12 protein-coding genes are annotated in these 23,063 nt (G+C 64.8%); 11 read left to right on the top strand and 1 reads right to left on the bottom strand.

The window, feature by feature from the left end; genetic code table 11:
• Positions 1-425: 425 nt before the first annotated feature.
• Both WN73_RS10915 and WN73_RS10910 read left to right on the top strand, forming a co-directional pair.
• Positions 426-8,630 (top strand): FecR domain-containing protein, encoded by an 8,205-nt coding sequence (locus WN73_RS10915; protein WP_442870064.1) that lies wholly within the window; start codon positions 426-428, stop codon positions 8,628-8,630.
• 123 nt (positions 8,631-8,753) lie between these two features.
• Entirely contained in the window at positions 8,754-10,985 is a 2,232-nt protein-coding gene (locus WN73_RS10910) for a CHASE2 domain-containing protein (RefSeq protein WP_011090647.1), read from the top strand.
• A gap of 198 nt (positions 10,986-11,183) precedes the next feature.
• On the opposite strand, the gene WN73_RS10905 is transcribed toward WN73_RS10910, so the two are convergent.
• The gene (locus tag WN73_RS10905; RefSeq protein ID WP_028173725.1) at positions 11,184-12,779 is read right to left on the bottom strand and encodes an ABC transporter substrate-binding protein; all 1,596 of its coding nucleotides are present in this window, start codon (positions 12,777-12,779) and stop codon (positions 11,184-11,186) included.
• A 200-nt stretch (positions 12,780-12,979) separates the two neighbouring features.
• Here WN73_RS10905 and WN73_RS10900 point away from each other — a divergent pair, with 200 nt between their 5' ends.
• The 9 genes from WN73_RS10900 (at position 12,980) to WN73_RS10860 (ending at position 23,057) form a co-directional block, all read left to right on the top strand.
• Positions 12,980-14,638, top strand: a complete 1,659-nt coding sequence (locus WN73_RS10900; protein WP_028173726.1) for an ABC transporter substrate-binding protein — start codon at positions 12,980-12,982, stop codon at positions 14,636-14,638.
• A 196-nt stretch (positions 14,639-14,834) separates the two neighbouring features.
• Entirely contained in the window at positions 14,835-15,788 is a 954-nt protein-coding gene (locus tag WN73_RS10895; RefSeq protein ID WP_011090644.1) for an ABC transporter permease, read from the top strand.
• Positions 15,789-15,791: 3 nt separating this feature from the next.
• Positions 15,792-16,694: an ABC transporter permease gene (locus tag WN73_RS10890; protein WP_011090643.1), complete on the top strand. Its 903-nt coding sequence runs from the start codon at positions 15,792-15,794 to the stop codon at positions 16,692-16,694.
• 3 nt (positions 16,695-16,697) lie between these two features.
• Complete coding sequence (locus WN73_RS10885; RefSeq protein ID WP_271552697.1) at positions 16,698-17,759, top strand: ABC transporter ATP-binding protein; 1,062 nt, start codon at positions 16,698-16,700, stop codon at positions 17,757-17,759.
• Positions 17,756-17,953, top strand: coding sequence for a hypothetical protein (locus tag WN73_RS10880; protein ID WP_028173728.1), 198 nt, complete (start codon positions 17,756-17,758; stop codon positions 17,951-17,953). Before WN73_RS10885 ends, WN73_RS10880 begins: the two co-directional genes overlap by 4 nt.
• Positions 17,950-19,365 carry an Asp-tRNA(Asn)/Glu-tRNA(Gln) amidotransferase GatCAB subunit A gene (locus WN73_RS10875; RefSeq protein ID WP_028173729.1) on the top strand — a complete coding sequence of 472 codons (1,416 nt, stop codon included), beginning with the start codon at positions 17,950-17,952 and terminating at the stop codon, positions 19,363-19,365. Before WN73_RS10880 ends, WN73_RS10875 begins: the two co-directional genes overlap by 4 nt.
• On the top strand, positions 19,362-20,336 hold the full coding sequence (locus tag WN73_RS10870; RefSeq protein WP_028173730.1) for an ABC transporter ATP-binding protein: 975 nt from the start codon (positions 19,362-19,364) through the stop codon (positions 20,334-20,336). Before WN73_RS10875 ends, WN73_RS10870 begins: the two co-directional genes overlap by 4 nt.
• A gap of 449 nt (positions 20,337-20,785) precedes the next feature.
• Positions 20,786-21,055 (top strand): GlsB/YeaQ/YmgE family stress response membrane protein, encoded by a 270-nt coding sequence (locus tag WN73_RS10865; protein WP_011090639.1) that lies wholly within the window; start codon positions 20,786-20,788, stop codon positions 21,053-21,055.
• A gap of 253 nt (positions 21,056-21,308) precedes the next feature.
• Positions 21,309-23,057, top strand: a complete 1,749-nt coding sequence (locus tag WN73_RS10860; protein WP_028173731.1) for a type I secretion system permease/ATPase — start codon at positions 21,309-21,311, stop codon at positions 23,055-23,057.
• The last annotated feature ends 6 nt before the right edge of the window (positions 23,058-23,063 follow it).

Here is a 23,063-nt window from a genome sequence, read left to right as displayed (position 1 = left end):
TATTTCCCGCAGGATGCCCCGGGGTTCCACGAAGAAAAGATGACATGAGTATCTGCCGCTTGATCTATACGGCAGTTTACTTTGGATGACTGAGAATGTGCGAAAACAGGCCGACTTCAACTTCAGAATACTGCAAGAAATACTTTGTCCTCACCATGAGCGCACTGCTCTTCGAGGGCTCCGATCGTCAAGTGACGCGAAATCACACAAGCAATAGATGGTTTCGCTAAGGATTTAGTAATGCTATGCAAGCTTAGGCGGTTGATACTTACTTAAATTTTAACCCTTTTTACGGTGCCCGGTTGAATTACGCTGGCAAATTTGACGCCGCGATCTTCTTGGACGGCCAGGGTTCCCACTCGCCCGCCGATGTCCATGTCGATTCCTTTACCGCCAAGCCCTTCATCGCGAAGGCGCACGGTCACGTGCCTGATGGCGCGTTCGTGGTTCCCGAACCGAACCTGATCTTCAACGGCGAGTTCAAGCGCGCCGGTCTCGACCTCGTGCTGTCCCATGACGGACACGAGTTCGTCGTTCACGATTATTTCAGGGGCGACAAGCGCGCCGCGATCGCCTCGCCCGATGGCGCCCACCTCACCGGCGACGTCGTCAACGCGCTCACGGGCCATGTGCAATATGCGCAGGCCGCGCCCGGTACTGCCGCAGCCCAGGTCATCGGCCACGTCACCAAACTCTCCGGCAGCGCGACCGCGGTCCGCAACGGCGTTTCGGTCATCCTGAACAACGGCGACAATGTCGAGAAGGGCGACGTGGTCTCGACCGGCGCGGATTCGACGCTCGGTATCACCTTCATCGACGGCACCGTGTTCGGCCTGTCCTCCAATGCGCGGATGGTGCTGAACGAGATGGTCTACGACCCCAACGGGTCGAACAACTCCTCGCTGCTCAGCCTGGTCGCCGGCACGATCACCTTCGTCGCCGGCGAGACCGCCAAGCACGGCGACATGAAGATCGACACGCCGGTCGCCACCATGGGCATCCGCGGCACCGCGGTGCTGACCCAGATCAACTTCGTCGTTCCCGCCGGCGGCGGCGATCCGCAGCCGCAGGCGAGCTTCCAGGTGCTGGTCGAGCCGAACGGCACGACGGGCTCCTACATCCTGTTCGACAAGGTCACGCTGCTGCCGATCGCGACGGTCAATCAGGCCGGCCAGATGATCCAGATCAGCGGCGGCAACGTCTCGATCACCAACGCGCTGATGTCGCCGGACATCCAGAAGCTGATCACGGACGTGTTCACGCTGAAGTTCACCGACAACAACACCAACACCAAGCTGACCACGAACTTCACCGACACGATCACGCAGACCGGCAATATTGTCGTGATCAAGACGGACACCGGTGCCACCGCGACCGCGACCTTCACGAATCTCAATCAGCCGGGTTCGGAGGGGGCGGGCCATAATCCGGCGACCAGCACCCGCATCCCCGGGCCGCCCCTGCGTCAAAGCCTCGATCTCGACGGCAACGTGAAGACGGCGTTCGCGCTGACCGAGCACGCGAACGCGACCGGCGATACGACGCCCGATACGATCTCCGGCCGGATCACCTTCGTCGACCAGAACCTGGGCGATCAGCCGACGGTGAGCATTAGCCTCAGCGACGCGCCGAACTACGTCTACAAGAGCGCCGGCCAGCAGGATGTCACCGGCACGCTCTCTGCGCTCCAGAAGCAGGACATCGCGGCGACGCAGATCGATATCCAGGTCGCCGCCGCCGCCGGCAACAACAATAACGGCTCGGCGGTCTGGACCTATACGATCCCCGACCACGTCTTCGACTTCCTGGCGGCGGGAGAAACGCTGACGCTCACCTACAAGGTCCGCGTCGACAACAATTTCTCGGTCAACCCCGAAGCTTCGTTCATCGACATCACCATCACGATCACCGGCACCAACGACAAGCCGGTGATCACCACCAGCGTTCCGACCATCACCTTCGAAGGCGGCACCAGCAAGCCGGGCGGTCCGCTCACCAGCGATGTGCCGACGTCGGGTACGCTGAGCTTCGACGACGTCGATCTCACCGACAAGCATACGGTGTCGGTGGCGCTGACCAGCGCGACCCTGCCTGATGGCAGCACCGTTCCGCCGGGTCCGCTCGCCGCGTTCCAGAGCGCGATGTCGGTCGCGATCGCGGCGGGTGCCGACAGCACCGGGGACGGCACCGGCACCATCAACTGGTCGCTGGCCGACCTTCCCGTCTACCTCGCCGACTTCATTCCGAAGGGCGAGGTGCTGACGCTGACCTACACCGTGACGCTCAAGGATTCGCAGGGCGCCACCTCGCAGCAGACCATCACCGTCACGATCAAGGGCACCGATGCGCCCGCGGTGGTGTGGATCGCGACCGACCACGCGGGCGCGCCTTCCGGCGGTTTCTGGAAGGACGCGGCGAACTGGGAAACCGGCACCGTCCCGACCATCAATGACGACGTCATCGTCATCACCGATCAGCTGCACGGCCTGACGCCGTCCTATCCGGTGACGATCGACGTCGCCGCCTATGCCAGGTCGGTGACGATGAACGATTTCGGCGGCCCGCCGCCGAAACTGATCAACCAGAGCTCGCTGACGATATCGGGCGCGCTCAACATGGGCGCGGACTCGATCCTCATCAACGCCGTGACCGGCACGATGTCGGTCGGCGGCAAGGCCAAGATCCTCGACACGAGCGTGCTTACCAATGCCGGCTATCTGACGCTCCAGGGCGGCGGTGATTTCGCCAGCGGCACCACGATCACCAATAGCGGCACGATCGAGCTGTCGGGCGGCACGTTGAACATACTGGCCACGATCCACAATGCCGGCGGCACGCTGAAGGCCGATGCCGGCACGATGCTGATCGTCGATACCGCGACGGTCGACGGCGGCACCGTCACCATTCTGGGCACGCTGGAGCTCGACGGCACCAGCCTGATCGAGCACGGCGCGCTGAACAATTCCGGCACGGTCAACGTCAAGGGTACGGCCGAGTTCGCCCACGAGAGCGTCTCCAACACCTCCACCGGGACGATCAAGGTGCTGGCGAATGGCTGGCTCACCGTCGACCAGGGCACCAGCGTCGCCAACGCCGGCCACATTACCGTCGATGCCAGCGGCAAGCTGACCGTCAACGGCGCGACGATCAGCGGAGCGGGGCCGGTTATCGGCGGCGGTGACGATGAGGATGGCCCCGTCCTCAACGCCGGCATCCGCGGCACAGGCGTGATCACCGGCAACGGTGAAATCGACCTGACCGGCAACGCCGTCCTGAGCGACGGCATCCTGAACAACAATGCTGTCCTCAACGTCAGCGGCAGCGGCAATGCGCTGAGCAATGAGGGCGTCAACAATGCCGGCACGATCGAGGTGCTGACGAACGGCGCCCTGGCCATCGACCAGGGCTCGACCGTCAACAATTCGAGCGGCAACGTTATCGTCGATGCCAATGCCGCGTTGACCCTGGACCACGCCACGCTCAGCGGCGGCGCCATCAAGGGCGGCGGCACCATCGACGTCACCGGTGCCAGCAAGATCGACGGCGTTGCCATACTCAGCGTCACTGCGGTCACCGCGGCTGCCGCGCTGACGCTGGATGGCGTCACCGTGTCCGGGACTGATATCACCGACAATTCCAGCATCGAGCTCGACAACACCGTCAAGCTCAAGGACGGCGCCAGGATCCAGGGCGGAGCGGTCGCCAACACCGGCACGCTCGAGATCGCCGGCGCCGCGACGCTGCTCAACGATATCCTGACCAACACCAGCCATGTCATCAAGATCGACGATGGCCAGACGCTGACGCTGTCCGGTACCGAGATCACCGGCGGCACGATCGACAATTATAGCGGTGCGCAGGGCGGCGCGATCGACGTCACCGGCAACAGCAAGATCGACGGCAACGCAACCCTGAACAAAGGCACGGTCACGGTCGAAAACGGCGTCACGCTGACGCTCGACGATGCCACCATTGCGGGAGCCACGATCGGCAATGGCGGCACCGTCAAGGTCGATCCCGGCAAGAAGCTGACCCTGGCGGGTGCGAGCCTGACCGGCGGCGCACTCTCCGTTTCGGGCACGCTGGATTCGTCCGGGGCGACCACGATCACCGATGCTGCCATCACCAGCAACGGCCTGATCGAGGCGGTTGGCGGCCTGTTGACGCTTGCCACGATGACTTCGGCCACCATCGCCAACGCCGGCACGCTTCAGGCCAATGGCGCCGAGCTCGACATCGACCACGAGGCCGTCACCAACACCGGCACGCTGGCCGCGATCAATGACGGCACGCTGAAGCTGATCGCGATGACGGTGACCAACGGCACCGGCGCGGTTTCGGTCACATCAGGCTCGACGCTCGATCTCGTCGGTGCAGTGATCGATGGCGGCACGTTGACGATCGCGGGGACGCTGGAATCGACCGGCACGAGCGCGATCCACAACACCGATATCACCAATACCGGCACGATCGCCGTCACCGGCGGCACGCTGACGGTCGATCCCGGCGTCCTTCACGCGATCACCAATCACGATCTGATCGAGGTGGTGAACGGCGCCACGCTGAAGCTGATAACCGCCACCGTGGCCAACGCCGGCGGAACGATCTCGATCGACGCCGCGTCAAAACTCTATCTGTCCGACGTTTCGATCAATGGCGGCAGCCTGAGCAATTCTGGCAATCTCTACGGGGTCACCGGTCTCAACACGATCTCGGCGGCGGTCACCAACACCGGCACCATCGAGGTCCAGGCCGGAACGTTGAACCTCTCCGGTGGCCTCAGCGGCGTCGGCGCGGTGATCATCGACAACGGCGCGATGCTCGAGCTCGGCGGTGCGGACGCGCAGACGGTCCTCTTCGCGGGCGGCTCCAACACGCTCAAGTTCGACGATACAAGCCACGCCTTCAGCGGTACCATCAGCGGTCAGGCGTCAACGGGAGGCACCTTCACCATCACCGGTGATGCCAACATTGAGGCATTAAGTGGTGATGCGGTCGACTTCACCGCCTCGGGTGGGTCGCCCGGTAGCCATGGTGACATCATTCTCACGCCCTCCGGTGCACTGACCGGTGCGGCCAATGGCGTCGTCGTCACGCAGAATGGCACAGGCGACGTCTCGCTGACGGCGACCGGCAACATTGCCGGCAGTGCCGGCAACGGCATCACGTTGCGCGAGAGCCAAACGGGCTCCGGTGCCATCACGGTCAACAATCTCACCGGCAAGGCGACCGGCTCCGGCGCGAATTCGGTCGGTGTGCTGGTCGAGAACCTGAACACCGCCAACGGCGGCGACATTTCGATTACCCAGCTTGGCGGCGCCGCGGGCGGCGCTTACGGCATCGATGCGCACACTGAGGGTGGCGGCGACATTACCATCGACGCCGGCGGCACCATCACGGGGAACTCGATCTACGGCATCCGCTCGCGCAGCTATGGCTCAGGCAGCACGACCGTCAGGACGGAGGCCGGCAGCGTCGTCACGTCGGGAAGCTCCGGCGTCGTCGCAGTCAATCGCGCGAGCACGCTCCTGGCCTCGGATCACAGCTCGATCATCGTCACCAACTACGGCACCGTCAACTCTGGTGCGAGCCTCAATCTGAGCGGCAACGCGCCGGCTGGCCTCGAGGCCGGCTACCTCGGCGCGGCGACTGGCTTTGGCGCCAACGCCAACGTCTATGGCAACGTCGTCGTCAACAACTACGGCAATGTCACCGCCGCGGGCGGCTACGGCATCCACGCCTACAATTACGGCAATGGCGACGTCACGGTGAACGACGGCGCCGGCACCACCGTCATCGGTGCCGAGATAGGTATCCGCGCCCAGGCGCTGAACGGCGGTAGCGGCAACGTGACCGTCACGCTCGGTGCCAGTGCCTCGGTGAAGGGCACGACCAGCTACGGCATTCTCGCCTATAGCATCGACCAGGGCGACATCAGCGTTACCCTGGCGAGCGGCGATAGCGTCATCTCGGGCAGCTCCGGCATCGTGGCGGTCAACTACGCTGCGGCGATCGCAAGCGGCGTACACAGCACGATCTCAGTCGTGGCGCACGGCACCATCCATTCCGGCTCGGCGTTGAACGGCGATACCACCACGCCGGGCGCAATCATCGCGGGCTACAAGCCGGGTGGCAGCGGCGTCTTCTCGAACGCCGTCAGCGGCGACGTCACCGTCACCAGCGATGCGACCATCATTGCGGATGCCGGCTACGGCATCGAGGCGTTCACCTGGGGCGTCGGCAAGGTCACGGTCACGACCGGCGCGGGCTCGTCGATCACCGCGGCGGGCACCGCGATCGGTGTCTTCGATCATGGGGGCGGTGACGTCAGCGTCACCAACAACGGCTCCGCCACCGGCGCGGTCGGCCTGTCCGCTTTTGCCGCGGGCGCAGGCGCTGTCACCATTGTCAATAACGGCCATATCATCGGCACCAGCAGCGTCGGCATCAGTGTCAATCAGAACGCCGTCGCTCCGGGCGATCCGGCCGCGACCGGCTCGATGCACATCACCAACACCGGCTCGGTCGTGGGCGCGACCGGCCATGCGGCGATCTTCATCCAGGAGAACGCGAACGGCCTCGCGACGATCGACAATTCCGGCACGATCGGGCCGGCCGTCGCCTCCACCGTGACCTCCGCGACTTATGCGATCGTCGAGACCGGCGGCGCCGTCATCATCAACAACACCGGCCACATCAACGGCAACATCTCGGTCGCGAGCGCGACCTTCAACAACAATGCAGGCGGCATCTGGACCGTCGGCGGCAGCAGCGTCTTCGGCAACGTGTCCTCGATCGTCAACGCCGGCGAAATCGATCTGCTCAATGGCGCCTCGATTTCGGTGAACGGAACCGGCATCAGCAATTCCGGCGACATCGACAGCTGGGGCGCGGCGTCGATCACGGGCACCATCGTCAACAGCCATCTCATCGAGGTCCACACCGGAACGCTGACGCTGTTCGGCTCGCTGACCGGCGCAGGCTCGGTCACGATCGACGCCAATGCGACGCTCGAGATCAAGAACCTGGTGTCGCAGACCGTCACCTTCGCCGGCGCCGGCGGCGAGCTCGAGATCGACACGACGACCTTCGGCGGTTCGATCGCCGGCTTCGCCGCCAACGAGAAGATCGACCTGTCGACCATCACCTGGGACGGCGGGACCACGGCGACCTATGACGCCCTCTCCGGCAATCTCGTCGTGAGCGATACGCATAACCACAGCATCACGCTCAAGCTCATCGGCAGCTACAGCGACACGCATTTCATCACGAGCAGCGACGGAAACGGCGGCACCATCGTCGAGATCGCCCCGGTCGATGAATGGACCAATCCTGCCGGCGGCGACTGGAACACGGCGTCGAACTGGAGCCTGGGCGTGCCGGGGGCCAGCTACGACGTGAAGCTGCTCGCCGGAGGCGAACCCTGCACCGTCGACAGCGCGGCCAACGTCACGATCCACGACCTCACCGTCGCCTCCGGCGTGACGCTGCTGACCGAGCCCGGCACCGTGTTCACGGTGAAGGGCGACGTCGTCGACAATGGCCTGATCGAGGCCGGCCCGTTCTCCGGGAATGACATTTCGACGATCGACATCAAGGGCAATGTCAGCGGCACCGGAGCGATCGAGATTTCCAACAAGGCCGTCGTGGAGATCGAGGGCTCGGTTTCGGGGATCGTCGTCTACTACGACAACGGCCTGGGCACCCTTGTCCTGGACCATGCCAAGGATTTCCACGGGCTCATCTCGGGCTCTCCGGCCGGAGCTCCGCTCTCGTCCGGCAATCTGATCGACATGAAGGATCTCGCCTGGACATCCTCGATGTCGGCGCAGGCCCAGTACAATTCGGACACGAACGTCACGACCGTCGACTTCTACAACGGCGCGACCACCGTCACCCTGCAGTTTCTCGGCAGGGACCTGAATTGGACCCTTCAGAGCGACGGTCATGGCGGCACCACCGTTTATGATCCGCCCGCCGACACGCCCATGACGATCGAGACCGGCGCGGTGCTGAACCTCAGAGAGGCTTCCGCACAGAGCGTGACCTTTGCCAACGGGACCGGTACCACCGGCACCTTCGCGATCGAACACGCCGCCGATTTCACCGGCGTCATCAACGGCTTTGCGGGTGACGGCACGGCCGCCAATTCGGATCTCCTCGACCTCAAGGACATCGGCTTCTCGAGCCTGACCGGGGTGACCTACACCGAAAACGCCGACCATCTGGGCGGCGTGCTGACGCTGTCCGACGGGACCGACACCGCGACCATCAGGTTTGCCGGGAGCTACAGCATCGACAGCTTCCATTTCGCAAACGACGGCAACGGCGGCACGCTGGTCGTCGATCCGCCCACGGGACCCACCCTGGTCGGAACCGACGGGCAGGACCAGTTCTCCTTTACGAATTCGACGCTTCCGGTTCAGAGCACGATCGTCGATTTCGAGCTGGGCCAGGACAAGATCGACCTGCAGAAGTTTGCCAACATCCACTCCTTCAGCGATCTCGGCATCACGCAACAGGGAGCCGACACGCTGGTCACGCTCGACGATCACCAGTCGATCCGCCTGAAGAATCTCGTGGCGAGCAGCCTGCATGCCGGTGATTTCATCGTCGCGAACCATGCCTGACGGTCATTCCCCGGTTCGGCTACGGCGCCTCGTTCGCGGCGGATTCCGGTATCAAAGATGTAGCTGATTGCGTATTGTCGCCCGAACATCGGACGAAGAAGAGCTGCGGGAAATTCAGGCGATATGAAACGTCTCAAGATCCTCCGGCGGTGGTTTGCGCGGAAGCTTGGCCTTGCGCGGCTGATGTGCCTGGCGCTGCTGGTCGTCTTCGCCGGCGCCCGGCTCTGGGATCCGCCGCCGATCCAGGAATTGCGGCTGCGCACCTTCGACATGTTTCAGCTGATCGATCCGCGCCACAAGACGGCGCGGCCGGTCACCATCGTCGACATCGACGACAAGAGCCTCGCCAGGCTCGGGCAGTGGCCGTGGCCGCGGACGCGGATCGCCGATTTGATCCAGAACCTCACCAGCAACGGCGCGGTCGCGATCGGTTTCGACGTGGTGTTCTCGGAAGCCGACCGGCTCAACCCGGATCTGGTCGCGAGCCAGATGCGCTATCTGGACGATGCCACCCGCGCCAAGCTGCGCGAGCTGCCGACCAATGACCAGATCCTTGCCGATGCTATCAAGCGCTCGCGCGTGGTGCTGGGCGAGACCGGGCAGCGGGCGATCTCGTCGGAGATCGACAAGGAGCTCCCCTTCACCGGCGTCGCGACGGTCGGCGAGGACGGTGCCGAACGCTTTCTGTTCGAATTCCCGGGCCTGCTGCGCAACGTGCCCGTCATCGAGAAGGTTGCGGCGGGCCGTGGCCTGTTTTCGATCAAGACCGAGCGCGACGGATTGATCCGCCGCGTGCCGATGATCATGCGCGCGCAGGGCATGGTCATGCCCTCGCTCAGCCTCGAGATCCTGCGCGTCATCACGGGAACGCCGACGCTGCTGGTCCGGACCGACAAGACCGGCGTGCGGGGCGTGCGCCTCAAGGGCGTCGAGATCCCGACCGACAGAAACGGCCAGCTCTGGGTGCATTACGCTCGCCAGGATCCCTCGATCTACGTCTCGGCGGCCGACGTGCTCGACAACACCGTGCCGCCCGCCAAGATCGCCGGCAAGCTGGTGCTGGTCGGCACCTCCGCGGTCGGGCTCAACGACATCAAGACCACGCCGGTGTCCTCGACCATGCCGGGCGTCGAGATCCATGCCCAGGTGCTGGAGAGCGTGCTGAGCGGCGCGGTGATCTCCCAGCCGAACTACGCGCTCGGCGTCGAATTGATCGCCGCGCTCGTCATCGGCCTGCTCGTCATCATCTTCACGCCGAATCTCGGCCCGGTACGCCTCGTGCTTGCGGGCGCGATGTTCGCCGCCATCCTGGTCGGCGTGTCCTGGTTCTTCTACGCGCAGTACCGCTACCTCATCGACTTCACCTACCCGCTGCTGTCGACCACCGCGATCTACCTGACGCTGATCTTCGCCAGCTTCGTGCGCGAGCAGCGTCAGCGCGTGCAGATCCGGGGCATGTTCGCGCAGTACATGTCGCCGGTTCTGGTCGAACAGCTGGCGCAATCGCCGGAAAAGCTCGTGCTCGGCGGCGAGGAGCGCGAGATGACGATCATGTTCTCCGACGTGCGCGGCTTCACCACGATCTCGGAGAGCTACAAGCACGATCCGCAAGGCCTCATCACGCTGATGAACCGCTTCCTGACGCCGCTGACTGACGTGATCATCGATCAGAAGGGTTATATCGACAAGTACATGGGCGACGCCATCATGGCGTTCTGGAACGCGCCGCTCGACGATGCCGAGCACGAGGTCAACGCCTGCGAGGCCGCGATCCAGATGCTGGAGCGGATCGACGCGGTCAACAAGGAGCGCGAGGAGGAAGCCGCCGACGGCGGCCACGTCTACATCCCGCTCAATGTCGGCATCGGCCTCAACACCGGCATCGGCGTGGTCGGCAACATGGGCTCCGACCTGAAGAAGAACTATTCGGTGCTCGGCGACAGCGTGAACCTGGCCTCGCGCCTGGAGGGACAGTCGAAGGAATACGGTTTCCCGATCATCGTCGGCTCCAGGACCGCGCTCGCCGCCAAGGACAAGTTCGCGATCCTCGAGCTCGACTTCATCATGGTCAAGGGCAAGACCGAGCCGGAGGTGATCTACGCCGTCGCCGGCCGCGAGGACGTGATGCATTCAGGCTCCTTCCAGCGCCTGCGCAACGTCACCATCGAGATGCTCGGCTGCTACCGCAACCGCGACTGGCAGGGCGCGCTGGACGCCATCGAGCGCGGCCGTCGCAGCGAGGACGCCGACACGCTGGAAAAGCTGTTCAAGCTTTATGAAATCCGCATCAAGGAATTCCAGCTCAATCCGCCGGCGGAAGGCTGGAACGGGGCATACGCGCTGCTGACGAAGTAGGGGGCACACATTCGCTGTCGTCCCGGACAAGCGCGCCTCAAGCGCGCGCCGATCCGGGACCCATAATCCCAGGGAGGAGTTGCGGCGCGAGATCGGCAACCGCGAGTCTTCGCCAAACATCTCCCTGTGGCTATGGGGCCCGGGTCTGCGCTGACGCTTGCCCGGGACGACAGGGGTGTTTGACGCGGTAGATTGCCCTCACTCCACCCCGATCGTCGTCAGGTCCTGGAACCAGTGCTGCGCCTGCACGAACTGCTTGATCTTAGGCGACAGCGCATGCGGGTTGGTGTCGTGGACGACCCAGACCAGCGCGGCGTCATCGACGATCAGCGCGTGCGCCTGGGCGAGCAACTCATCCTGCTTGGCGCTGTCGAAGGTCTGCTTGGCCTCGTCGATCAGCGCGTCGACCTTCGGGTTCTTGTAGCCGCCCCAGTTGACGCCGACCGGCGCGATCTGGCCGGAATGGAAGAAGCGGACGATGGCGTAGAGCGGGTCGGAGGTGACATAGGCGATGTTGTTGGCGGTGATGCCGGCGTTCATCTCGTCGGCCGCGCCCTTGCGCCAATGCGTGTAGAGCGTCTCGAGCTCGACGACCTTGAAGTCGATGTCGATGCCGATCTCCTTGAAGCTCTGCTGCAAGAACTCGTTCATCGGCAGCGACAGCATCTGGCCGGTGCCGCCCTGCGCGATGATGAAGGTGGTCTTCAGCGGCTTGGCCTTGGAGTAGCCGGCTTCCTCGACCAGCTTCTTCGCTGCCGCAAGGTCGTATTTCAGCTCGAAGGTCGGCTTGCCGAACCACGGGCTCGACGGATCGACCTGGCCCTTGGCGGGTTTTGCCAGGCCGTTCATCAGGCCCACGACCGCCTCACGATCGATCGCAAGGTTCAGCGCCTTGCGCAGCCGGATATCGGTCCAGGGCGAGCCCGGCAGCACGCTGAGATGATAATTCCAGACATGCGGTGTGACGTTGTCGACGAGCTTCATGCCGGCCGCCTTCAACTGCGGCACGGCGTCCGGCGCCGGCGTCTCGATCAGGTCAACTTGCCCGGCGAGCAGCGCGTTGGTGCGCGTCAGCGCTTCGGGCATCGGCACCAGCACCAGCTTGTCGACCTTGGGGATGCGCTTCTTGTTCCAGTAGTCCGGATTCTTGGTCAGCTCCGCAAGCTCGCGCGGCACCAGCTTGGTCAATTTGAACGGGCCGGTGCCGGAGGGCTCGCTGGCGAACTTGTCCCAGTCCTTGCCGAGCTTCTCGTACTGCGCCGGGCTCGAGACCAGGAACCACAGCATCTGATAGGGAAAGAAGGAATCAACCGTCTTGGTGGTGATCTCCACCGTGGAATCGTCGATCTTGGCGTAGCTCGCGACGGACGGCAGGCGGGTCTTCACCTGCGCGCTCTGCCGCTTGTCGAATTGCGGCGCCTTGTCGTTGAGCACCTTGTCGAGATTCCAGATCACGGCGTCGGCGTTGAACTCGCTGCCGTCGTGAAACTTCACACCCTTGCGAAGCGTGAAGCGCCATTTGGTCTTGTCGGCATCGTCCACCTTCCATTCGGTCGCGAGGCCCGGCACCAGCTTGCCGGGACGATCGGCGACGTCCATCTCCCAGGCGACGAGCGGATCGTAGATCGTGTAGGCCGTGAACTGATAGGCGCCGGCGCCGCGATCGGGCTGGCCGGTCGTCAGCGGAATGTCCGCCATCGAGATGCCGTAGCGCACCACCGTTTCGGCGCGCGCCGAGATCGCGGAAATCGCCAGCGCAAGCACGGCGAAACAGGTCGTCAGTCGGATACGCATGGCCCAAAGCTCCCAGGAGATTTCGGGGCCAAACTTGCAATCTTGATGCCAGAATAGGCAGCGACGTGCCTCCGCAGACGTGCGATCACAAAGACTTGTCGTCGCAGGGGCAATTTGCAGAAAAAGTTTCCCCATTGGCACAGCCATTGCATACGATTGCATCAAAATTAGTCACTGAAAGCCGGAAGAGGACTGAGACGATGCTGATCAAGAACAACAAGACCCGCGCGGCGCTGATCGCGTTGCTGGCGCTCGGCAGTGCCGCCGCATGGCCGCGTGTGGCCAGCGCGGAAACGGTGCTGCGCATCGGCATGACCGCTGCCGATATTCCGCGCACGCTGGGCCAGCCCGATCAGGGCTTTGAAGGCAACCGCTTCACCGGCCTCACCATGTATGACGCGCTGACCGGCTGGGACCTGTCCTCCGCCGATAAGCCGAGCGTGGTGATCCCCGGCCTTGCCACCGAGTGGAAGGTCGACGATGCCGACAAGACCAAATGGACCTTCAAGCTGCGCCCCGGCGTCACCTTCCATGACGGCTCGCCGTTCAATGCGGACGCCGTGGTGTGGAACGTCGAGAAGGTGCTGAAGCAGGATGCGCCGCAGTTCGACGCCAGCCAGGTCGGCGTCACCGCCTCGCGCATGCCGACGCTCGCCTCGGCGAAGAAGATCGACGACATGACGGTCGAGCTCACCACCAAGGAGCCCGACAGCTTCCTGCCGATCAATCTCACCAACCTCTTCATGGCGAGCCCGGCGAAGTGGCAGCATTTCTATGACAAGGCGGAAGGCGCCGACGCCAAGGCCAAGTCGCAGGCTGCGTGGACTGCCTTTGCGAAGGATGCCGCGGGCACCGGCCCCTGGAAGATGGCGAGCTTCACCCCGCGCGAGCGGCTCGAGCTGGTCAAGAACGCGAGCTATTGGGACAAGGCGCGCGTGCCCAAGGTCGACAAGATGGTGCTGTTGCCGATGCCGGAGGCGAACGCCCGCACCGCGGCGCTGCTCTCCGGACAGGTCGATTGGGTCGAGGCGCCGGCGCCGGATGCGCTGCCTGAGCTCAAGCAGCGCGGCTTCAAGCTCTATGCGAACGAGCAGCCGCATGTCTGGCCGTGGCAGTTCTCGCGCATCGAAGGCTCGCCCTGGAACGATATCCGCGTGCGCAAGGCGGCCAACCTCTGCGTCGATCGCGAAGGCCTCAAGGACGGCCTGCTCGCCGGCCTGATGGTGCCTGCGACCGGCACCTTCGAGCCCGGCCATCCCTGGCGCGGCAAGCCGGCTTTCGAGATCAAGTACGACAAGGCGGCCGCGCAGAAGCTGATGCAGGAGGCCGGCTTCGGCCCGAACAAGAAGCTCGAGGTGAAGATCCAGACCTCGGCCTCCGGCTCGGGCCAGATGCAGCCGCTGCCGATGAACGAATATCTCCAGCAGGCGCTCGCCGAATGCTATTTCGACGTGAAGCTCGACGTCATCGAGTGGAACACGCTGTTCACCAACTGGCGCCGCGGCGCCAAGGATCCCTCGGCCAACGGCTCCAACGCGACCAACGTCACCTATGCAGCGATGGACCCGTTCTTCGCACTGGTGCGCTTCCTGCAATCGGGCATGGCGCCGCCGGTCTCGAACAATTGGGGTTTCATCAACAATCCCAAGTTCGACGAGCTGGTCAAGAAGGCGCGCCAGACCTTCGATCCCGCCGCGCGTGACGCCGCGCTCGCCGAGCTGCACGCGGCTTCCGTCGACGACGCCGCCTTCCTCTACGTCGCCCACGACGTCGGCCCCCGCGCCATCAGCCCGAAGGTCACAGGCGTCGTGCAGCCGAAGAGCTGGTTCATCGACTTCTCGCTGGTGTCGATGCAGTAGTTCGCGCCACACGCACGCTGTACCCTCTCCCCTTGTGGGAGAGGGTGGCTTCGCGATAGCGAAGCCGGGTGAGGGGTCTCTCTCCGCGAGTGACCCTCTCTCTCACTCGATAATGCTGTAACCGCGGATAGAACCCCTCATCCGGCGCTTCGCGCCACCTTCTCCCACAAGGGGAGAAGGGAAGAAAGAATCCGACGTGCTCGCCTATACCGCCAGACGCATCGTCTATGTCGTCCCGATCGTCATCAGCGTCGCGCTGGTGTGCTTTCTGCTCGTGCACATCACGCCGGGCGATCCGCTCGTCGCCGTGCTGCCGGCCGACGCTTCGCAGGAGCTCGCGGCGCAGCTGCGCGCCGCCTACGGCTTCGACCGGCCGCTGCCGGTGCAGTTCGGACTTTGGCTGCTCCGTGCCCTTCATGGCGATCTCGGCAATTCCATCGCGACGGGGCGCCCCGTGCTGGCCGAGGTCATGCGCGCGGTCGGCAACACCGTCACGCTCGCGATTGCCGCCGCCATCATCGGCTTCACCATGGGCATCCTGCTCGGCCTGATCGCGGGCTATTTCCGCGAGACCTGGATCGACAAGGTCGCGACCTCCTTTGCCATCGCCGGCGTCTCGGTGCCGCATTACTGGCTCGGCATGGTGCTGGTCATCATCTTCTCGGTGCAGCTGAACTGGCTGCCCGCGGTCGGCGCCGGACCGAACGGCTCCAACTCCTGGGCGTGGGACTGGGCGCACCTGAAATATCTCGTGCTGCCGGCGATCACCACGTCGGTGATTCCGATGGGCATCGTCACCCGCACCGTGCGCGCGCTGACCGGCGACATCCTCAGCCAGGACTTCGTCGAGGCCCTGCGCGCAAAAGGCCTGCACGAAACCGGCGTGTTCCGTCACGTCATCAAGAACGCCGCGCCCACCGCGCTTGCGGTGATGGGGCTTCAGCTCGGCTACATGCTCGGCGGCTCGATCCTGATCGAGACCGTGTTCTCCTGGCCGGGCTCGGGCTTCCTGCTCAACTCGGCGATCTTCCAGCGCGACCTGCCGCTGCTCCAGGGCACGATCCTGATCCTCGCGCTGTTCTTCGTCTTCCTCAATCTGCTGGTCGATATCGCGCAAGCCGCGATCGACCCGCGCATCAAGCGGGGCTAGCCGATGAGCGAGCTTCCGTTGTCCGCCACTGCCGATGCCGCGCTGCAGGCCGCGCCCGCCACCAAGGCGCGCGGCTATTGGGCCACCGTCGGCCGCCGCATCGTGCGCGACAAGGTCAGCATGGCCTGCGCGCTGGTGCTGCTGCTGATCTTCCTGTCCGCGATCCTGGCGCCGTGGCTCGGTCTGGAAGACCCCTACAAGGGCTCGATGATCCGTCGCCTTCGGCATATCGGCACGGTCGGCTATCCGCTCGGCACCGACGAACTCGGCCGCGACATGCTGGCGCGGCTGATCTATGGCGGGCGGCTGTCGCTGGTCATCGGCATCCTGCCCGTGATCCTTGCCTTCTGCATCGGCACCTCGCTTGGCATCATTGCCGGCTATGTCGGCGGCAAGCTCAACACCGCGATCATGCGCACCGTGGACGTGTTCTACGCTTTCCCGTCGGTGCTGCTCGCGATCGCGATCTCCGGCGCGCTCGGCGCCGGCATCCTCAACTCCATCGTGGCATTGACCATCGTGTTCGTGCCGCAGATCACCCGCGTCGCCGAGAGCGTCACCACCGGCGTGCGCAACATGGATTTCGTCGAGGCCGCGCGCGCCTCCGGTGCCGGAGCCTTCACCATCATGCGCGTGCACATCCTCGGCAACGTGCTGGGCGCGATCTTTGTCTATGCCACCAGCCTGATCTCGGTCTCGATGATCCTGGCCGCCGGCCTCTCCTTCCTTGGCCTCGGCACCAAGCCGCCGGAGCCGGAATGGGGGCTGATGCTGAACACGCTGCGCACCGCGATCTACGTCAATCCCTGGGTTGCGGCGCTTCCCGGCGCGATGATCTTCGCGGTCTCGATCTGCTTCAACCTTCTCTCGGACGGCCTGCGCAGCGCCATGGACATCAGGAATTAGGCCATGAGCGAAACCAACGATTCCGTCGCCATGCTTGAGCCGATCGAAGATCTTGGCGGCGTCGCGCAGCCGCTGCTCCAGGTCAACGGCCTGACCAAGCATTTCCCCGTCCGCGGCGGATTGTTCGCCGCGAAACGCACCGTGCGCGCGGTGGACAACGTCTCCTTCTCCGTCGCCAAGGGCGAGACCGTCGGCATCGTCGGCGAATCCGGCTGCGGCAAGTCGACCACCGCGCGCCTCCTGATGCATCTGATGCCGCGCGATACCGGCGACATCATCTATGACGGCATGACCGTCGGTCAGGCGCTGTCGCTGCGTGAGCTGCGTCGCGGCATGCAGATGGTATTCCAGGACTCCTATGCCTCGCTCAATCCGCGCCTCACCATCGAGGAATCCATCGCCTTCGGCCCGAAAGTCCACGGCATGGCCGATGGCACGGCACGGGCGCTGGCGCGCGAGCTGCTCGGCAAGGTCGGCCTGCGCCCGGAAAACTTCGCCAACCGCTATCCGCACGAGATTTCCGGCGGCCAGCGCCAGCGCGTCAATATCGCGCGGGCGCTGGCGCTGTCGCCGCGGTTGGTGATTTTGGACGAAGCCGTCTCCGCGCTCGACAAATCCGTCGAGGCGCAGGTGCTCAACCTGCTCGCCGACCTCAAGCGCGAGTTCGGCCTGACCTATCTTTTCATCAGCTACGATCTCAACGTCGTGCGCTACATCAGCGATCGTGTGCTGGTGATGTATCTCGGCGAGGTCGTCGAGCTCGGCCCGGTCGACCAGGTCTGGGACCAGCCGGCGCATCCCTATACGCGCGCGCTGCTGGCGGCGATGCCGTCCTCCGATCCTGACAGGCGTACCGAAAAGCCGCCGATCACCGGCGATCCGCCCAATCCGATCGATCCGCCGTCGGGCTGCCGCTTCCACACGCGCTGCGCATTTGCGGAGCCGCTCTGCGCAAATGCAGCACCAAAGCTCACGGCGGTCGATACAATGGGCCACGAGGCCGCGTGCTACATGGCCATTCCGGGGTCAGGCCATAGCCGCGCGCCGGCAGGGGAAATCGCATGACGAGACCGACACCAAAAGAGATCAAGCCGATCGCGCTAGTTGCCGGCGTTGCCGTGGATGACGAGATCGCAACACGCATCTCCAATTCCATCGGGCCGGCCTTCGAAGGCTTTGCCGCCATCGCCGGCACGCTGCCATTCGACCTCGAGCCGGCTTCTTACGTGCTGGCGCAGACGGCGAAGGTGTCGAAATGAGCACCGAACCGGCATTGATGACGCTCACCGAGGTCGCGCGTGCGATCGCGATGAAGCAGGTGTCCTCGCGTGAGGTGACGCGCGCGCTGCTGCACCGCATCGCGCAGTGGCAGCCGCATCTCAACGCCTTCATGTCGATCGAGGCGGAGGCGGCGCTGAAAGCAGCCGAGGCCGCCGATGCCGAGCTGGCCAAGGGCGAAGTGCGCGGTCCGCTGCATGGCGTGCCGCTCGCGCACAAGGACATGTATTACGATGCCGGCAAGGTCTCGACCTGCGGCTCGCTGATCCGCCGCGATTTCGTTGCGACGACGACCTCCACCGCCTTGCAGCGGCTGAAGGATGCGGGCCAGGTCCGGCTCGGCACGCTGCATCTCGCCGAATTCGCCTATGGACCGACCGGCCACAACGCCCATTACGGTCCGGTGCGCAATCCCTGGAACGTCGCGCATATCACCGGCGGCTCGTCGTCGGGCTCCGGCTCGGCGGTCGCCGCGCGGCTGACCTTTGCGGCGCTGGGCTCCGATACCGGCGGTTCAATCCGCATGCCCGCACATTTCTGCGGCGTCACCGGCCTCAAGACCACCTGGAGCCGCGTCAGCCGCGCCGGCGCGATGCCGCTGTCGCAATCGCTCGACACGGTCGGGCCGCTCGCCCGCACCGCCGAGGACTGCGCGCTGCTGCTGGCGCTAATGGCCGGTCCCGATCCCGAGGATTCGACCGCGAGCCATGAGCCGCTGTCCGACTATGTCGGCGCGACCAAGGGTTCGCTGAAAGGCCTCAAGATCGGCGTGCCCGCGTCGTTCTACGTCGACGATCTCGACAGCGAGGTCGCGCGCGTGCTGGACGAGACCATCGCGGTGCTCAAGCGCGAGGGCGCCGACATCGTCAAGGTCGAGCTGCCGGACCAGCGGCAATTGTCTTCGGCGAGCCAGCTCGTGCTCGCGGCGGAAGCCGCCGCCTTCCACAAGCGCTGGATGATCGAGCGTCCGCAGGATTATGGACCGCAGGTCTTGATGCGGCTGCAGAACGGTCTCGCCGTTCCCGCCATCACCTATCTCGAAGCGATGCGCTGGCGCGGTCCCGCGCTTGCCGCCCACAACGCCGCGACCGCTGGTGTCGACGCGATCATCGCGCCGGCCTCGCCGGTGCCGGCGCCGACCATCGAGGAGAGCGATGTCGGCGGCGGCCCGAATGCGCCGGCCATGGTGCAGCGGCTGACGCTGTTCACCCGCCCGGTGAATTTTCTCGGCCTGCCGTCGCTGACCGTACCGTCCGGCTTCACCAAAAGCGGGCTGCCTGTTGGCATACAGTTGATCGGCCGCTCCTTCGATGAAGCGACCCTGCTCACCATCGGCGCGGCGTTCCAGCGCGTCACCGACTATCACGACCGGGTACCCAAACTGCCGTCATGACAAAGCTCGTCGAGATCTCAGGCCTCAACATCCGCTTCACCGGGGAGCGCACGGTCTATGCCGTGAACGATCTCAGCCTCTCGCTGGGAGACGGCGAGGTGCTGGGCCTGCTCGGCGAATCCGGTTCCGGCAAGAGCGTGACCCTGCGTGCGCTGATGCGGCTGCTGCCGAAGAAGCGCACGCAGATCACGGGCAAGGTCAACGTGATGGGCCGCGACGTGCTCGCGATGAACGACGAGGAGCTCTCGTCGTTCCGCGGCCAGACCGTCTCGATGATCTTTCAGGAGCCGGCGCTCGCGCTCGATCCGGTCTACACCATTGGCGCGCAGATCGCCGAAAGCGTGGTGCGCCACGAAGGCAAGTCTTATGCGGAGGGCAGGGCACGCGCGCTCGAAATGCTCGAGGTCGTGCGCATTCCTTCTGCAAAACGGCGGCTCGATGCCTATCCGCACGAAATGTCCGGCGGCATGCGTCAGCGCGCGATGATCGCGCTGGCGCTCGCCTGCCGGCCAAAAATCCTGCTCGCGGACGAGCCGACCACCGCGCTCGATGCCACCGTGCAGATCCAGATCCTGCTGCTGCTGCGCGAGCTGCAGCGCGAGTTCGGCATGTCCGTCATCTTCGTCACCCACGACATCGGCGTCGCCATAGAGATCTGCGACCGCGTCGCGGTGATGTATGCCGGCCAGATCGTGGAGCAGGGAACCTTGCGCGACATCGTTCGCACGCCGGTGCACCCCTATGCCAAGGGCCTGCTCGCCTCCACAATCCACGGCGCCAAGCGGGGGCAGCGCCTCGAAACCATCCCCGGCACCCCGCCGTCGCTGGCCGAAAAGCCCCATAATTGCTCCTTCGCCCCCCGCTGCGCCGCCGCCCAGCCGCGCTGCCTGGAGCAACTGCCTGCGAATGTGGAGGTGGGACCGGGCCGGGCGGCAAGGTGCGTGCTGGCGGAGCCGGTGGTCGCGACATAGCCGGTGCGCTCCCTCGCCCCGCGCTTGCGGGGAGAGGGTTGGGGTGAGGGGCCTCTCTCCGCGCATGACCATGTCGAGAGACCTGTACCCCCTCACCCGGATCGCATCTTGCGATGCGATCCGACCTCTCCCCGCAAGCGGGCAGAGGTGAAAGGCCGCCCGGGCCCGCGGCTACCCCTCTCCCTGCCCCTCGCCCGCAAGGGGGGAGGGAATGAGAGAGTTTGCGTCCCTCACTTTCCAAACGCGCGCCACTTCGGAATTCCTCTGCGGCAACACCGGCTTGTCACAATTCACCGAGCGCGCTCGGCCAAGGTCCGTTCTACTGTGCATGGGGTTGTTTTCGAGTTTTTTTGTTTAGACGCCCCACCGAGGGCGAGCCGACCAGCATTCAGACCCCATTCATCCCGGTTCCGGTTCCATGGCCCCGTTCACGGAGAGGGACCTCACTTATGTACATTTCCAATGAAGGCCTGCTCGTCATCCTGTTCGTCGGCCTGGTCGCCGGCTGGCTGGCCGGCAAGGTGGTGCGGGGCGCCGGTTTCGGCATCATCGGCGACATCGTGATCGGCATCGCCGGCGCGTTTGTGGCCAGCTTCCTGTTCCCGAAGCTCGGCATTCGTATCGGCACCGGGCTCGTGTCGGAAATCGTCTATTCCGCCATCGGCGCGGTTATCCTGCTGCTCGTGGTGCGGCTGGTACGCGGCGGCGGCCGGTTCTAGCGGCGCCTTGACCTAACTTTCGACCTCTCCCCGCCCGGGGAGAGGTGAGATGTCTGCAAGAAAAAGCCGCAAGACTGTGAGATTCCGGACTTGCGCGCCAGGCCATCAGGGGGTGATGTGCCCCCACAGGGGATCGGGTTGATTCAGCCGCGTTGGACGAGGGGCGAAAACGCGATGTTAATCCGGATCAAATACTCCTGAAATTGCCTTTGAAATCAGGGGCTTTGCCCCTTACCCGAAAGAGACCAGACTGATGGCAGCCATGCCTGGCGTTCGCCGTTCAGAGCTCGCTGACGCGCTGCGCGCTTGTCGCACGGCATTCGTCGGCGTTGGCCTGATGAGCTGCATGATCAACCTGCTCTATCTGACCGGGTCGATCTTCATGCTGGAAGTCTACGACCGGGTGCTGCCGAGCCGCAGCATTCCGACGCTGGTCGGCCTGATCATCATCGCCAGCTTCCTCTACGCGGCGCAGGGCGTGCTCGACATGATCCGCAACCGGATCCTGGGGCGGATCGGCACCGCGCTCGACGAGGCCCTGAACAAGCGCGTGTTCGACACCGTCGTGCGCCTGCCGCTGCTGATCGGCAGCCGCAACGAGGGCCTCCAGCCGCTGCGCGACCTCGACAATGTCCGCTCCTTCCTCGGCGGCATGGGACCGAGCGCGTTCTTCGATCTGCCCTGGCTGCCGCTCTATCTCGCCATCTGCTTCGCCTTCCACGTCATGATCGGCGTGACCGCGCTGGTCGGCGCCATCATCCTGGTCGGCCTGACGGTGGTCACCGAATTCATGTCCCGCCAGCCGGCGAAGGAGGCGATGGGGCTTGCGGCCCAGCGCAACGATCTCGCCGCCTCCAGCCGTCGCAATGCCGAAGTGATGGTGTCGATGGGCATGACCAGCCGGATGAACCAGCGCTGGAGCGAGGCCAACGAAAAATATCTCGTCGGCAATCAGCGTGCGAGCGACGTCGCCGGCGGCCTCGGCGCGGTCGCCAAGGTGCTGCGCATGATGCTGCAATCCGCCGTGCTCGCGGTCGGCGCCTATCTCGTCATCCACCAGGAGGCGACCGCCGGCATCATCATCGCGGGCTCGATCCTGTCGGCCCGCGCGCTGGCGCCGGTCGATCTCGCCATCGCGCACTGGAAATCCTTCGTCGCGGCCCGCCAGAGCTGGCAGCGCTTGACCCGCCTGCTGGAGCAGATGCCGGCGCAGACGATGCCGACCCAGTTGCAGGCGCCCACCAGCCGGCTCTCGGTCGAGGGCGTCGCCATGGTTCCGCCGGGCGATCAGCGCCTCATCGTGCAGGACATCACCTTCGCGCTCGCCGCCGGCAACGGTCTCGGCGTGATCGGGCCGAGCGGCTCCGGCAAATCCTCGCTGATCCGCGCGCTGGTCGGCGTCTGGCAGCCGGTGCGCGGCAAGGTGCGGCTCGACGGCGCGGCGCTCGACCAATGGTCATCGGACATGCTCGGCCGGCACATCGGCTATCTGCCGCAGGACGTGGAACTGTTCGGCGGCACTATCGCGCAGAACATCAGCCGCTTCGACCCCGAGGCCACCTCCGACGGCATCATCGCCGCGGCCAAGGAGGCCGGCGTGCACGAGATGATCATCAAGATGCGCGAGGGCTACAACACGCAGGTCGGCGAGCAGGGTGGCGCGCTGTCCGCGGGCCAGGCGCAGCGCGTGGCGCTGGCGCGCGCGCTCTACGGCAATCCGTTCCTGATCGTGCTCGATGAGCCCAATTCCAATCTCGACACCGAAGGCGACGAGGCGTTGACCCGCGCCATCCGCGCCGCCCGCGAGCGCGGCGCCATCGTCGTCGTGGTGGCGCATCGGCCGATCGGCGTCGAGGCGGTCGACCAGATCCTGGTGCTGCGCGACGGCCGCATGCAGGCCTTCGGCCCGAAGGAGCAGGTGCTCGCCCAGGTGCTCCAGCCGCGCGTGACGCCGCCGGCACCGATCAAGGTCGTCAGTGAGGGCGGAGTGGCCAAGTCATGAGTACAA

The sequence above is a fragment of the Bradyrhizobium sp. CCBAU 45394 genome (assembly GCF_028128655.1).
GTDB lineage: Bacteria > Pseudomonadota > Alphaproteobacteria > Rhizobiales > Xanthobacteraceae > Bradyrhizobium > Bradyrhizobium diazoefficiens.
This window is presented reverse-complemented; position numbering and strand designations above follow the sequence as displayed.

What these genes read in the sequence shown, in the direction of transcription:
- WN73_RS10885 (WP_271552697.1), top strand. Translation starts at nt 16,698, where the DNA reads ATGAGCGAAACCAACGATTCCGTCGCCATGCTTGAGCCGATCGAAGAT.
- WN73_RS10905 (WP_028173725.1), bottom strand. Translation starts at nt 12,779, where the DNA reads ATGCGTATCCGACTGACGACCTGTTTCGCCGTGCTTGCGCTGGCGATT.
- WN73_RS10880 (WP_028173728.1), top strand. Translation starts at nt 17,756, where the DNA reads ATGACGAGACCGACACCAAAAGAGATCAAGCCGATCGCGCTAGTTGCC.
- WN73_RS10860 (WP_028173731.1), top strand. Translation starts at nt 21,309, where the DNA reads ATGGCAGCCATGCCTGGCGTTCGCCGTTCAGAGCTCGCTGACGCGCTG.
- WN73_RS10875 (WP_028173729.1), top strand. Translation starts at nt 17,950, where the DNA reads ATGAGCACCGAACCGGCATTGATGACGCTCACCGAGGTCGCGCGTGCG.
- WN73_RS10870 (WP_028173730.1), top strand. Translation starts at nt 19,362, where the DNA reads ATGACAAAGCTCGTCGAGATCTCAGGCCTCAACATCCGCTTCACCGGG.
- WN73_RS10900 (WP_028173726.1), top strand. Translation starts at nt 12,980, where the DNA reads ATGCTGATCAAGAACAACAAGACCCGCGCGGCGCTGATCGCGTTGCTG.
- WN73_RS10890 (WP_011090643.1), top strand. Translation starts at nt 15,792, where the DNA reads ATGAGCGAGCTTCCGTTGTCCGCCACTGCCGATGCCGCGCTGCAGGCC.
- WN73_RS10910 (WP_011090647.1), top strand. Translation starts at nt 8,754, where the DNA reads ATGAAACGTCTCAAGATCCTCCGGCGGTGGTTTGCGCGGAAGCTTGGC.
- WN73_RS10865 (WP_011090639.1), top strand. Translation starts at nt 20,786, where the DNA reads ATGTACATTTCCAATGAAGGCCTGCTCGTCATCCTGTTCGTCGGCCTG.